This window comes from Rhodococcus sp. PvP016 (genome assembly GCF_017832185.1).
Classification (GTDB): domain Bacteria; phylum Actinomycetota; class Actinomycetes; order Mycobacteriales; family Mycobacteriaceae; genus Rhodococcoides.
On record NZ_JAFIBH010000001.1, the window covers coordinates 2,002,744 to 2,015,744 of the forward strand.

The following is a 13,001-nucleotide window of genomic DNA, read 5'->3' on the forward strand; positions in this document are numbered from 1 at the left end:
CGTCAGCGAACGCGGGCCAGCTCCGCCGCGCGCAGACCGACGTACAGTTCGGCCGCGTCCACCGGATTCGTGTGATCGCGGCCCGTCAGGTCGTGGATGCGGCGGAGCCGGTAGAGCACGGTGTTGCGGTGGTAGTGCAACCGGTCGGCCGCCGCGGTGGTGGAACCGGCGGCCGCGAACCACGCGTCGAGCGTCTCGAGCAGGCTGTCCCGGTCCGCGAGGCGGTGCGGGCCCTCGGCCACGGCGAGCGGACCCAGGATCTGCCGGGCCGCCCGCGCGGCGGCGTCGGGAGTCGAGACCAGCAGCAGCGGAACCGGACACGCGTCGTAGCGACTGATGCGCGCGCTCCCCGGCGGTGCGCAGCGACGAGCCGTCCGGGCCTGCGCCACCGCGGTCGGGGTGGACAGCGACCGCTCGTAGTACGTGCCGACACCCAGTCGGGTGCCGTAGAGCCGGCCCAGGGTGTCCACCGCGTCGTCGAGCACCGTCGGTGCGGAGGCGACCAGCAGTCCCAGGTGACCGTCCGCATCGGTGTCCCACACCGACTCGACACCGAGAGGCAGGACGCTCTCGCGCGCGCTGCCCGGAGTGGCACCCCGGTCGACTGTGGTCTCGGCGGACACGACGGCGAAGTGGCCCGCGTCCGGGATGCGGAAGGCCCGCAGGGCGTCCTGCACGGCCGCGGGATCCGAGGCGGTCTCGTCGAACAGAGCGCGCAGCACCATGCGGCGCGCATCGGCGTCGTCGAGGGCGAGCCGGTCCGCGGCGTCGCGATACGCCTCCGCGGCCGCGTCGGAGTAGGTGTCCACCAGAGCCCACACCTCGGTGGCCATCGCGAGCAGCACCTCCGGAGCCCGGCCCGCGGCCGCCGCGGTGAGCTCGGCCCAGATCAGACGACCACCGAGGCGGAACGCGTGCAGCAACGCCGCCAACGGCACCGCGTTCTCGGCCTTGATCCGGCCGGCCGCGCGTGCGGGTTCCAGGTCGCCGCTCGCGCCCGTGGTCAGAGCGTCGAGCATGGACCGAAGATTGCCGGTGCACACCGTGGCGAGCTCGTCCCGCGTGAGCGAGGTGGCCTCGAGGTACGACTGTTCGGCGACCAGGATGTCGAGGACGAGTCGCTCGCTGAGTTCGCCGACGTGCTCTCCCAGCAGCGCGGCGAGACCCTGCGAGGTGAGCGGTTCCGGTGCGGAGCGGCGGACTGCCACAGGCGTCGACATCCCTCCACCGTACGGCTGTCCGGTGACGGACACCACAGGGCTGCTGTGCCTCGGCACAAACCGGGCCCGTGAGCAGCCGACGTCCGCCTATGGCCACCCGATGTAGTACAGGTCACAATCAACGGTATGACCACAGGCGAACTCACCCCGAGTACCACCGGCGCATCCGCCTTTCCCGAGGTCGACGCGGCTCTCCGCGACCTCGCGCAGGGCGAGGCCGCATGGGCACGTGCCTCGCTCGGCGACCGCGCGGACCTTCTCGACCGGGTCGCGGCCCTCACGGCGTCGAAGGCGCAGGAGTGGGTCGACGCGGCCGCTCGATTCAAGAAGCTGCCGGCGGCCTCCGCACTCCTCGGCGAGGAATGGCTCTCCGGGCCGTACTCCGTCGTCACCGCGTGCCATGTGCTCGCGCAGAGCCTGCGGCAGCTCGCCGTCGGGAAGAGCCCGCTCGCGGACGCCCGGATCGGCTCGGGTCCGGGCGGGCGCACCACCGTGCAGGTGCTGCCGTCGAACATCTTCGACACGCTGCTGCTCAACGGATTCTCCGCCGAGGTGTGGCTCGAACCGGGTGTCGACGCGGACACCGCGCGCCGTGACGCCGGACTCGCGCAACGGAATCCGACCGAGACCGGGGGCATCGGTGCGGTGCTCGGCGCCGGCAACATCACGTCCATCGCTCCGCTCGACACGCTCTACGAACTGATCGCGCACAACCGCGTCGTCGCGCTGAAGCTCAACCCGGTGACGGATCCGATGGAGCCGGTGCTCCGCGCCGTCTTCGCTCCGCTGGTCGAGCTGGGCGCGGTGCGCATACTCACCGGTGGCCCGGACGTCGGCTCGTACCTCGTGCACCACGACGCCGTGGCGCACGTGCACATGACGGGCAGTTCGATCACGCACGACGCCATCGTCTTCGGCACCGGCGAGGAGGGTGCGGAGCGGAGGAAGGCCAATACCCCGTTGCTCGACGTGCCCATCTCGAGCGAACTCGGCGGCGTCTCGCCGGTCATCGTCATCCCCGGTGAGTGGTCCGACGCGGACATCCGGTTCCAGGCCGAGCACGTGGTGACCCAGCGGCTGCACAACGGCGGCTACAACTGCGTCGCGGCGCAGGTCGTGGTGATCTCCTCCGAGTGGCCGCAGCGCGACGCGTTCCTGGCGGCACTGCGCACGGCACTCCACGAGGCGCCGGACCGCGAGCCGTACTACCCCGGCAGCGCCACCCGCGTCGCCGGTGCCCGGGCGGACTACCCGGGCGCGGAGTCGCTCGGCCCGTCCGGCGGCCGCACCCTGGTGAGCGACCTCGATCCGGACAGCTACCGCGCTCTGCTCACCACCGAGTACTTCGCACCGGTGCTCGGTGTCATCGAGATCCCGTACACCGGGCAACGTTTCGTGGACGAGGCCGTCCGCATGTCGAACGAGGAGTTCGTCGGCACGCTCGGCGTCAACGTGATCGCGCATCCCGACACGCTGTCGTCCCTCGGCGCCGCCGTCGACGAGATGCTCGAGGACCTGCGCTACGGCACCATCGCGCTCAACGCGTGGACCGGCGTCGGCTTCCTCACGGCGGCGGCGACCTGGGGTGCGTTCCCGGGCCACACCCTCGACGACGTCCAGAGCGGAATCGGCGTGGTGCACAACGCACTGCTGATCGACCGACCCGAGCGCACCATCGTCCGCGGGCCCTTCCGGCCCGCCCCGCGCTCGATCCTGAAGGGCGAGTTCACCCTGTCGCCGAAGCCGCCGTGGTTCGTCACCAACCGCACCGCGGCGATCACCGCGAAGCGGTTCACGGCGTTCGCCGCGGCCCCGTCCTGGAAAGCCCTGCCCGCCATCTTCGCGTCCGCTCTGAGAGGTTGACATGACCGAGACTTCCACCGACTACGTCGTCGTCGGCGCAGGATCCGCCGGATGCGTCGTCGCGAATCGGCTCAGTGCCGCGTCGAACACCGACGTCGTCGTCCTCGAGGCAGGCCCGGAGGACAAGGACAAGTTCGTCCACATTCCCGCCGGATTCTCGAAGCTCTTCCGCTCGGAGCTGGACTGGGACTACGACACCGAGCCGCAGGCCGAACTCGCCGGCCGACGGATCTTCTGGCCCCGTGGGCGCATGCTCGGCGGCTCCTCGTCGATGAACGCCATGATGTGGGTGCGCGGATTCGCAGCCGACTACGACGACTGGGCGGAGGCAGCGGGACCCGGGTGGTCGTTCGACAGCGTGGTGGACACCTTCCGCCGCATCGAGAACATCGAGGGCGCCACCGAGTCCGACGAGGGGAGCGGTGGACCGCTGCACGTGTCGAAGCAGCGCAGTCCCCGGTCGATCACCGGCGCGTACCTCGAATCCGCGGCGGCACTGGGCTTGTCGACGGAGCGAGCGAATCTCCCCACGCCCAAGGGCATGACCGAGACCATGGTCAACCAGAAGCGCGGCGCCCGGTGGAGCTGCGCCGACGCCTACCTGCGGCCGGCCATGTCGCGGCCCAACCTCACCGTGGTGACGGAGGCGCAGGCCACGCGCGTGCTGTTCGAGGGCACCCGCGCGGTGGGTGTCGAGTACTCGAAGGACGGTGCGCTGCACACGGTTCGGGCCTCGAAGGAGGTCATCCTGTCCGGCGGTGCCATCAACACTCCGCAGTTGCTGATGCTGTCGGGGATCGGTGCGCCGGAGCACCTCGCCGAGCACGGCATCGATGTGGTGCACGCCGCCCCCGAGGTGGGCGAGAACCTCATGGACCACCTGGTGTCCGCCCTCGGATACGGGGTGCAGTCGGACACGCTGTTCACCGCGGAGAAGATCCCGGAGCTGATCAACTACCTCGCGCGTCGCCGCGGCATGCTGACCTCCAACGTCGCGGAGGCGTACGGCTTCGTCCGCAGCCGCGACTCGCTCGACCTCCCGGACATCGAACTGCTCTTCGCGCCGGCCCCGTTCTTCGACGAGGGTCTGATCCCCGCGGACTCGCATGCGGCCATCCTGGCGTCGATCCTGCTCAAGCCGGAGAGCCGCGGACGCATCTCGTTGCGGTCGTCCGCACCGTTGGACAAGGTGGTCGTGGATCCGCGCTACCTGTCCGACCCGGGCGGTGTGGACCGTGCGGCGATGCTCAGCGGGCTGCGCTACTGCGCCGACATCGCGCAGACGGAGCCGCTGAAATCGCGACTGGGGGAGATGGTGCGCCCGGTGCTGCGCAACAGCGAGGCACTCGACGAAGCGCTGAGCGAGTCGCTGGAGACCATGTCCCACACCCTCTACCACCCGGTGGGCACCGCCCGGATGGGCTCGGACGCGGCGTCGGTGGTGGACCCCGGAGTTGCGGGTGCGCGGCGTCCAGGGTCTGCGTGTGGCGGATGCGTCCGTGATGCCGACGATCATCCGTGGCCACACCCATGCACCGTCGGTGCTCATCGGCGAGAAGCTGTCGGAGTTCGTGCTCGCCTCACGCGTGTGAGCGGTACGACCCCGGCGTCATTCCGGTCCACCGTTTGAAGGCGCGGCGGAAGGCGCTGGGTTCGGAGAAGCCGAGACGCGAGGAGATCTCCTCGGCCGTCTCGCCTCGTTCGAGCCCGGCGACCGCCGCGTCGCGCAGCACCTCGTCGCGCAGCTGACCCAGTGACGTGCCCTCCTGGCGGAGCAGGCGGCGCAGGTGCGGCACGCTGATGGACAGCATCGACGCGATGTCGGTGGTGGTCGAGGCGCGGCCCATCGCGCCCAGCGCGAGGGCGCGTCGCACCACACTCGCCGCGCTGGAGCCGTAGTCCCGCTCCGAGAACAGGCGATTGGGCGACTCGCGGAGGTACTCCTCGAGGCTCTCCTCCGTCTGCACGAGCGGTGACGCCATGATGGCGTCGTCGAATTCCAGTGCGGCGACGTCGGATCCGAACGTCACGTGCACACCGAAGATGTCGTCGTACACCCGCGGCGACGGATGCTGCGGTTCAGGGAAGGGCACCTGGACGGACAGCAGCTTCACGCGCCGCCCGATGAGCCAGGCAGAGAAACGGTGCCAGAGGATGAGCAGGAACTCGATGCGGATGCGTTGCGCCGCCTCGGCCGCCTCCGGGGAGAGCTGATCGGCGATCATCGTCGGGGAGTCGACGAGTTCGAGCCGGGCGCGGCCCCCGCCGCGCATCAGCACTCCGCGCGGGACGCCGGGGAAGGCGCGACCGACGTCCACCATCCGCTCGAGCGCGCTCCCCAGATCGGGGCGGTGGATCATCGTCAGACTGAGTGCCCGAAAGGTGCCGCGGCGCACCGGAGCCGATCCGAGACCCATCAGCTCGTCGCCCGTCATCTGCCACAGCGCGCGGGTGAGGCGGGTGACCTGGTCCGTGGTGAGCCGGGCGCCGGGTCGAGTGAGGACGTGCGGGTCGATGTCGGCCTCGCGCAGGCAGGCGGACAGGTCCACACCCGTCTCTTGCGCGAGTGTCACCGCCGTGCGGACGAACTCCACCGAGATGGTCGGCGGCGCCACAGTGTCGGTCGTCATGGGGTGGCGGACAATCGGGCCAGTCGCGACGCCGCGTCGGCGAGCACGTGATCCTGTTTGCAGAAGGCGAAGCGCACCAGGGTGTCCCAACCTTCACGGTGATCGACGAACGCGTCCACCGGAACGGCGACGACGCCGATGCGTTCGGGCAACGCGCGGCAGAAGCTGTCGGCGTCGGACTCGCCCAGGGGAGCGATGTCGGCGCAGACGAAGTACGTGCCCTCACTGCGCTTGACGTCCAGCCCGGCATGCGCCAGCGCGGCGGACAGCGTGTCCCGCTTGGCCTGCAGTCCCGTTCGCAGAGCATCCACCCAGGCGCTCTCGTGATCGAGGGCGTGGGCCACCGCCGGCTGGAAGGGGGCGCCGCCGACGAAGGTCATGAACTGCTTGGCCGCTTTCACCGCGGCGATGAGCGGTGCGGGTCCGCAGGCCCACCCCGTCTTCCACCCGGTGGCGTTGAACGTCTTCGCCGCGCTCGACACCGTGATGGTGCGCTCGGCCATGCCGGGGAGCGTGGCGATGGGGGTGTGGACGGCGTCGTCGAACAGCAGTCGCTCGTACACCTCGTCGGTCAGGACCAGCAGGTCGTGCTCGCACGCGACCTCGGCGATCGCGGCCAGCTCCGATGCGGTGAACACGGTTCCGGTGGGGTTGTGCGGAGAGTTGACGACGATCATGCGGGTGCGCGGGCCGACGGCGGATCGGAGAGCATCGACGTCGAGTGCGAACCGATCGCCGTCGACGACGAGGGGGACGGTGCGGCGCTGCGCACCCGCGAGCGCGACGGCGGCCGCGTAGGAGTCGTAGTAGGGCTCGACGAGCAGCACCTCGTCACCGCTCTCGACCAGGCCGAGCATCGCGGCGCTGAGCGCCTCGGTCGCGCCGACGGTGACCAGGATCTCCGAGTCCGGGTCGTACTCGGTGCCGTAGCGGCCGGCCCGGTCCCGCGCGATCGCCTCGCGCAGCACCGGCATGCCGGGGCCGGGCGGGTACTGGTTGAGGCCGGACGCGATGGCCTCGCGGGCGACCTCGAGCATGCGCGCGGGACCGTCGGTGTCCGGGAAACCCTGTCCGAGATTGACGGCGTCGTGCGTGGCCGCCAGTGCGGTCATCTCCGCGAAGATGGTGGACGCGAAGGGGCGCAATCGGGCGACGGTGCGGGAGGAAGGCCGGAGGCCGGCAGGGTCGGAGTCGCGGGAAGGCCGGAGGCCGGCAGGGTCGGAGTCGCGGGAAGCCCGGAGGCCGGCCGGGTTCGATGCGCGGTCGTTCGACGTCACAGCCATGAGGGGGAGCCTAGCGTTCGAGTCACGAGTCCCTCGACGCGTCAGTCCGCGCGCTTCTGCAGCAGTTCCTCGGGCAGGTCGTGGGGGTCGATGAGGAGCTGATCGTTCTCGGCCTGCCGCACGGTCTCCGACACGGACAGGTTCTTGCGCAGCAGCTTCCATTCGACCGGATCGATGGCCTCGATGGCCGTCCGCAGCACGGTCCGGTCCCGCGTACCCCAGGCGATGGGCATGGGGCTGACCATCTGCCACGTCTCCGAGATGGATTTTGCGCTCCGGTCGGACAGCACGGCCACGGACGGGACGCGCTCACCCTCGGTCATCGTGTGTCCCGGCAGCGCTCGCACGTTCCGGACGACGAGTGCGTAGTGCGGGACGGTGGTCTCCGGCTTGGCGATGTCGATCAGCGCGAGAATCGTGGCTCCTCGCGGCCGAGTCTCCGACACCATGGCCGGCACCAACGCGCTCGAGGCGTACAGCTCGTCGATGGACCCGACCTTGCGGGGCGCCCACACGGACACCCACAGCGACATCAGGGCGGCCACGGCCAGCACCGCACACAGGATGTAGGACCACGCATGGTCGAGGACGAACAGCCAGGCCGCCCCGCCTGCGAGGAGCACGGCGAAGACGATGGACGAGATGCGCAACCGCCGCACGTCGCCGAGGGTCTCGTTCACCGACCGGGCGTGCGCGCGGTCGACGGGAAAGTCGAAGGTACGCACGTCAGATCGCCGGTCCCAGGAGGTCGTCGGCGTCGGTGATGCGGTACGCGTAGCCCTGCTCGGCGAGGAAGCGCTGGCGGTGAGCCGCGTACTCCGCGTCGAGGGTGTCGCGCGAGACGACCGAGTAGAAGTGCGCCTGCCCGCCGTCGTGCTTGGGGCGCAGCAGTCGGCCCAGTCGCTGGGCCTCCTCCTGTCGGGATCCGAAGGTGCCCGAGACCTGCACGGCCACCGAGGCTTCGGGAAGGTCGATGGAGAAGTTGGCGACCTTGCTGACCACGAGGGTCTTGATCTCGCCGCGGCGGAACGCGTCGAAGAGCAGTTCGCGTTCCTTGTTCTTGGTCGAGCCCTGGATCACGGGAGCGTCCAGGGCCGCACCCAGCTCGTCGAGTTGGTCGAGATACGCGCCGATGACGAGCGTCGGTGAGTCCTCGTGCCGCGCCAGGATCGACTTCACCACGGCGATCTTCGTGTGCGCCGTCGAGCACAGCTTGTAGCGCTCCTCCGGCTCCGCCACGGCGTACGACATGCGTTCCGCGTCGGTCAGAGTGACGCGCACCTCGATGCACTCGGCCGGAGCGATCCACCCCTGTGCCTCGATGTCCTTCCACGGTGCGTCGTACCGCTTGGGGCCGATGAGCGAGAACACGTCACCCTCGCGGCCGTCCTCGCGCACCAGCGTCGCGGTGAGTCCGAGTCGGCGACGCGACTGGAGGTCGGCGGTCATGCGGAACACGGGAGCGGGGAGCAGGTGCACCTCGTCGTAGATCACCAGGCCCCAGTCGCGGGAGTCGAAGAGCTCGAGGTGCTTGTACTCACCCTTGGTGCGGCGCGTGATCACCTGGTAGGTCGCGATGGTGACCGGGCGGATCTCCTTGCGCTCGCCCGAGTACTCGCCGATCTCCTCCTCGGTCAGGGAGGTGCGGGCGATGAGCTCACGCTTCCACTGCCGACCGGCGACGGTGTTGGTGACGAGGATCAGTGTGGTCGCGCCGGCCTTGGCCATGGCCGCGGCTCCCACCATCGTCTTGCCGGCGCCACAGGGGAGGACGACGACACCGGATCCGCCGGCCCAGAACGAGTCGGTCGCCATCTGCTGGTAGTCGCGCAGCTCCCAGTGGCCACCGGAGAAGTCCAGATCGATCGGGTGCGCCTCGCCGTCGACGTACCCGGCCAGATCCTCGGCCGGCCAGCCGACCTTGAGGAGCATCTGCTTGAGGCGCCCGCGCTCGCTGGGGTGGACGAGCACGGTGTCGTCGTCGACCTGCGCGCCGAGCATCGGGGCGATCTTCTTGTGCCGCATGATCTCGGTGAGCACGGCGCGGTCGAGGCTCACCAGGGACAGCCCGTGCACGGGCGACTTGACCAGCTGGAGTCGGCCGTAGCGGGCCATGGTGTCGACGATGTCGACGAGCAGAGGCTGCGGAACCGCGTAGCGGGAGAAGGTCACGAGGGCGTCGACCACCTGCTCGGCATCGTGACCCGCGGCGCGCGCGTTCCACAGCGCGAGCGGGGTGATGCGGTAGGTGTGGACGTGCTCGGGTGCGCGTTCCAGCTCGGCGAACGGAGCGATGGCCGCGCGGGCCTGCCCGGCGAGCTCGTGGTCGACCTCGAGCAACAGGGTCTTGTCGGACTGGACGATCAACGGTCCGTCGGTCACGGTTTCTCCTTCACGCGCCCCGCATGGACGAACCGGGGCGCAACCAGTCCATTGTGCCTTGCACCGGCGCGGCGGTTCAGGCGAGCAGGGCCACCGACGTGATGCGGTGCAACGTGAAGTGACGCATGACACCGGCGTCGGGGTCCCATGCGTCGAGTTGGCCGCCGCCGACGGTCACTGGTTCGACGACGCGGTTGCTCGACACACCGGCAGCGTCCACGTAGCCGATGCTGATCGGTGAGCGGGACAGCGCGGCGCGCTGGAGAAGCGCGATCGTCGCGGCGCCGGACGCACGGGTGCCGTCGGACCGCACCCGCTCACGTTCGGTCCGGCGCACCTCTCCGGCTCGGGTGCCGGCCCGCATCTCCGAGACGAGGCGCCCCAGCTGCTCGTCGGTGGGGACGGCGGGCGTGCGGTAGGGCGAGCGACCGCGACGGGGAACGACGCGCGCACCGCGATCGCGGACGTCGACGATGGTGCCGGAGGAGTCCTCGCCCGCGGGCGCGAACCCGGCGGCGCGCAGCCCGGCCAGCACGTCGGCCAGCGGCGCCTGCGAGATCGCGACAGTGGGGGCCAGCGCCCGCAACGCGAGGGCCTCGGCGGCAGGGGAGGAGAGCACCTCCGCGAGCAAGGCGGGGTCCTCGCAGCGGACGAAGGACGACGCCACCCCGGCGCGCAGGCGTCCGTGGCGCCGGGCGACGTCGTCGATGAGGTAGGTCAGCGACTGCGGGACGGGAGTCCGCGAGTGGGTCGCGAAGAGAGCGTGGAGCTCCGCGGCTGTGGTGCCGCCGTCCAGAGCACGTCGCAACGTCCGCTCGTCGATGCGGTACATCGTCGCGGCGCCCGCCGACTCGATGTCCGCCACCGTCGCCATCCGCTGCGCGAGCTCGGGAGTCAACGGCCCGGGTGCGACGACGGTCAGGTCGGCCTGGACCAGAACGTGGTCGATGGGCTCGGGCAGGACGCGGTGCATCGCCGCCGCGGCGGAGGAGGGATCACCGATCAGTGCGCGTCCGGGGGTGGACAGTGCTCCGCGGCCGACGACCCCGAGAGCGCCGGCCTCGGCCAGGTAGCGGGAGACCGGGCCGACGCCCAGGCGAGCGGCGAGGCGAGGCCTGCGCCACGTGGCGATGCGGACGACGTCCTCGGTGGCGAGGGCCTTGCCCGAGGCGAGATCGGCGATCACGCCCAGCACGATCCGCCGGTCTCGGGGCGCGGCGGCCGAGCGGGCCTCGTCGGACAGTGCGGCGATCGGCTTGTCGTTCGCATCGCGCATGCCGATCAACCACGGCACCCGCGGGAGGTCCAGCCAGGCGCCGGCCAGGGTGGCCCAGCGCTGTGCCGGCGATGCGGTGACCCACGCGTCGACCGCGGGGGTGGGCGTCCACATGTCGTCGATGTCGGTGAGCGGTCCCGGATCGGGCAGCCCCACCGCGATGAGTCCGGCGCCCGCCAGGACCTCGACCAGCAGGCCGACCCGCGCCTCGTCGAGATCGGCTGCCTTCGCGATGCGTCGGATCTCCCGGACGCCGAGTCCTCCCGCCTTGAGTGCGGGCGCGGGCGTGCGGGAGAGCGAGTCGACGATGTCCTCGCAGTGCCGCAGCAGCTCGAGGGCCTCTCCGGCGGCGGCCGCGTCGACGTCCGCCACCCCGACAGCGGTGGTCGACGCCGCCGGCGGGGCCAGCGACACCGGATCGGTGACGGGTTCGCCACGCAGGACCTGCGAGACCTGCGGCGGCAGTTCGACCGTGTTGTCGTCGAGCCAGGTGAGCAGCCCGGCGGCGAGCAGGCGCTGGACGGGCCGATCCGCGGGCGTACCGGGTGCGGCGTCGCGCGTCCGGCCGATCGACGACGAGCGGGTCAGCGTGGTGAGCAGCTCACGGCTGCGGTCGTCGATCTCCGCGAGCTTCGCACCGACCACCTCGGCGGTGAGCGAGGCGTCGACGTCGAAGAACCGTCCGACCCGCCACGGCACGGCGTCGCGTGCGGCCGCGACCAGGGTCAGCGTCGTCGTGCCGCGCACCAGAGCGCGCGCTCGCAACACCGACAGAGCCGCGTCGACCGCCTTCTTCGTGGCTCGGCGGCCGACGATCTGGTCGAGTCGGGCGCGGGCGACCGGGGCTGTGTCGGCCCCTTCGTGCGCGAGCAGCTCGACGACCGTCAGGCACGTGGTGTCCAGATCCTCGGCCGCGCGCAATACCGAGGCGCGTTGCTCGGACCGGCCCGCCAGGACCTCGAGCGTGGGCGGCGGCGGGATGGTCAGGTCGGGGCGGAGCCGCAGCAGTTCGGCCAGTTCGTCGTCGCTGCGCGCGGACAACCACTCGGTGAGTGTGTCCGCCGGCGTGCCCTCGTTGTCGGTCATCGAGGTCAAGCGTAGAGACCGGTCCGGGGACCTGGACTGGCAGAGGCGCTACTCCGGATGGTGAAATGAACCATGGCGAACTCAGAGAAGAAGCGATATGTCGACCCGGGCTGGCCGCACGGTGCGGACGACGACGATCATCCCGTCACCGAACTGATGTCGGCGCGCGCCGGAAACCTGTCCCCGTTCGGCGAGGAGACGGAGTTCCCGCTGCCGGTCGACTCGCTGCCCTACGCGCATCCGCACACGGTCATCAACCGCTGACGCGCGAGACACGAGAAAGGCCCCCACCAGTCGGTGGGGGCCTTTCTCGTGGTGTGGGTCAGCGGGGCAGGAGATCCTGGTTCGCTGCGATGAAGCTCGCCACCTGCGGATCCGCGGTGGCGGCCTGGACGAAGCCCAGGATCGCCGGATCGTTGGTGAAGTTCTGGACGACCTGGGTGAGTCCCTGCACGGCCTGCTCGGTCGACGGGATGCTCGTCAGATCGGGGAGTGCCGGTGCGGTGGGCGCCGTGGTCGCCGGTGCGTCGCGCTGCGTCGGGCCGCTGCTCAGTCCGAGCTGCGAGGAGCAGGACGGCCAGGCGCCCCAGCCCTGCGACTCGAGCACGCGCTCGGCGACGACGATCTGCTCTTCACGGCTGGCCTGGTTCGCGGTGGCCGCGAACTCTCCGCCGCCGTGTCCGGTCCAGGTGCTCGGCGAGAACTGCAGGCCGCCCTGGAAACCGTTGCCGGTGTTGATGCCCCAGTTGCCGCCGGCCTCGCACTGCGAGAGACGGTCCCAGTCGGAATCGGGGGCTGCGTTGGCCGTGCCGCTGAATGCGAGACCTGCGGTGCCGACCAGTGCGCCGGTGACGGCGACCTTGGCGACGGTCTTGCCCGTGGTGCTCGGCTTGCGATGACGTCCGCTCATAAGGGTAGAAATCCTCTCCACACGCGCCTGCGAGGTCAGCTGTCGGATTCGGGCTGAGAGGTAGCCCGGCCTCGGTGCGCTCCTGGCTGGAGCGGAGAGGCTTCACCCCTAGGTCGACTGCTCGGTGCCCGGTGGGGCGCCGCGAGAGCCGGCCGGATATCTACGAAGGACGTGTGGGTCCCCCGCCCTCGTCCCTGATCTTGTCTGTGAGGGATGTCCGGTACCCGCGGGACGAGGTTTGGCGCGGCGGGCCGGACGTCGGCCGAACTTCCGGCCGTGATGGACAGTATTACGAAACGGGCACACATGTCACTGTTCGATAACTTCCCCTGGTGTGCGCGTCGCGCCGCC

Annotated in this window: 9 protein-coding genes, 1 pseudogene and 1 riboswitch; of the genes and pseudogenes, 3 read left to right on the forward strand and 7 right to left on the reverse strand. The window is 70.5% G+C overall.

Annotated elements, in window-relative coordinates; all coding sequences use genetic code 11:
* Positions 1-2: 2 nt before the first annotated feature.
* Positions 3-1,220, reverse strand: a complete 1,218-nt coding sequence (locus JOE30_RS09350) for a CdaR family transcriptional regulator (RefSeq protein WP_204866274.1) — start codon at positions 1,218-1,220, stop codon at positions 3-5.
* 126 nt (positions 1,221-1,346) lie between these two features.
* Between JOE30_RS09350 and JOE30_RS09355 the strand changes: the two genes are divergently transcribed.
* Both JOE30_RS09355 and JOE30_RS09360 read left to right on the forward strand, forming a co-directional pair.
* On the forward strand, positions 1,347-3,083 hold the full coding sequence (locus JOE30_RS09355; protein WP_204866276.1) for an aldehyde dehydrogenase family protein: 1,737 nt from the start codon (positions 1,347-1,349) through the stop codon (positions 3,081-3,083).
* Position 3,084: 1 nt separating this feature from the next.
* Positions 3,085-4,675: pseudogene (locus tag JOE30_RS09360) on the forward strand (GMC family oxidoreductase).
* Here JOE30_RS09360 and JOE30_RS09365 read toward each other — a convergent pair.
* The 5 genes from JOE30_RS09365 to JOE30_RS09385 form a co-directional block, all read right to left on the reverse strand.
* The gene (locus JOE30_RS09365) at positions 4,664-5,713 is read right to left on the reverse strand and encodes an AraC family transcriptional regulator (RefSeq protein ID WP_239532333.1); all 1,050 of its coding nucleotides are present in this window, start codon (positions 5,711-5,713) and stop codon (positions 4,664-4,666) included. The pseudogene JOE30_RS09360 and the gene JOE30_RS09365 sit on opposite strands and share 12 nt — an antisense overlap.
* The gene (locus JOE30_RS09370; protein WP_204866279.1) at positions 5,710-6,996 is read right to left on the reverse strand and encodes a pyridoxal phosphate-dependent aminotransferase; all 1,287 of its coding nucleotides are present in this window, start codon (positions 6,994-6,996) and stop codon (positions 5,710-5,712) included. The genes JOE30_RS09365 and JOE30_RS09370 overlap by 4 nt, the downstream gene beginning before the upstream one ends.
* 41 nt (positions 6,997-7,037) lie before the next feature.
* The gene (locus JOE30_RS09375; RefSeq protein WP_204866280.1) at positions 7,038-7,721 is read right to left on the reverse strand and encodes a DUF3239 domain-containing protein; all 684 of its coding nucleotides are present in this window, start codon (positions 7,719-7,721) and stop codon (positions 7,038-7,040) included.
* A gap of 1 nt (position 7,722) precedes the next feature.
* Positions 7,723-9,378 (reverse strand): DNA repair helicase XPB, encoded by a 1,656-nt coding sequence (locus JOE30_RS09380; protein WP_204866281.1) that lies wholly within the window; start codon positions 9,376-9,378, stop codon positions 7,723-7,725.
* A gap of 76 nt (positions 9,379-9,454) precedes the next feature.
* Positions 9,455-11,740 (reverse strand): helicase-associated domain-containing protein, encoded by a 2,286-nt coding sequence (locus JOE30_RS09385; protein WP_204866282.1) that lies wholly within the window; start codon positions 11,738-11,740, stop codon positions 9,455-9,457.
* A gap of 72 nt (positions 11,741-11,812) precedes the next feature.
* On the opposite strand from JOE30_RS09385, the gene JOE30_RS09390 reads away from it, so the two are divergent.
* On the forward strand, positions 11,813-12,004 hold the full coding sequence (locus JOE30_RS09390; RefSeq protein WP_204866283.1) for a hypothetical protein: 192 nt from the start codon (positions 11,813-11,815) through the stop codon (positions 12,002-12,004).
* Between the two features lie 58 nt (positions 12,005-12,062).
* Here JOE30_RS09390 and JOE30_RS09395 read toward each other — a convergent pair whose 3' ends face one another.
* A complete protein-coding gene (locus tag JOE30_RS09395) occupies positions 12,063-12,650 on the reverse strand; it encodes a transglycosylase family protein (protein ID WP_027504237.1) in 588 nt (195 codons plus the stop codon).
* Between the two features lie 8 nt (positions 12,651-12,658).
* Positions 12,659-12,865: riboswitch (cyclic di-AMP (ydaO/yuaA leader) on the reverse strand.
* Between the last annotated feature and the right edge of the window lie 136 nt (positions 12,866-13,001).

Excerpts from the sequence above, each read along its gene's own strand:
- JOE30_RS09350 (WP_204866274.1), bottom strand. The coding sequence starts at position 1,220 with ATGTCGACGCCTGTGGCAGTCCGCCGCTCCGCACCGGAACCGCTCACC.
- JOE30_RS09355 (WP_204866276.1), top strand. The coding sequence starts at position 1,347 with ATGACCACAGGCGAACTCACCCCGAGTACCACCGGCGCATCCGCCTTT.
- JOE30_RS09365 (WP_239532333.1), bottom strand. The coding sequence starts at position 5,713 with ATGACGACCGACACTGTGGCGCCGCCGACCATCTCGGTGGAGTTCGTC.
- JOE30_RS09370 (WP_204866279.1), bottom strand. The coding sequence starts at position 6,996 with ATGGCTGTGACGTCGAACGACCGCGCATCGAACCCGGCCGGCCTCCGG.
- JOE30_RS09385 (WP_204866282.1), bottom strand. The coding sequence starts at position 11,740 with ATGACCGACAACGAGGGCACGCCGGCGGACACACTCACCGAGTGGTTG.
- JOE30_RS09390 (WP_204866283.1), top strand. The coding sequence starts at position 11,813 with ATGGCGAACTCAGAGAAGAAGCGATATGTCGACCCGGGCTGGCCGCAC.
- JOE30_RS09395 (WP_027504237.1), bottom strand. The coding sequence starts at position 12,650 with ATGAGCGGACGTCATCGCAAGCCGAGCACCACGGGCAAGACCGTCGCC.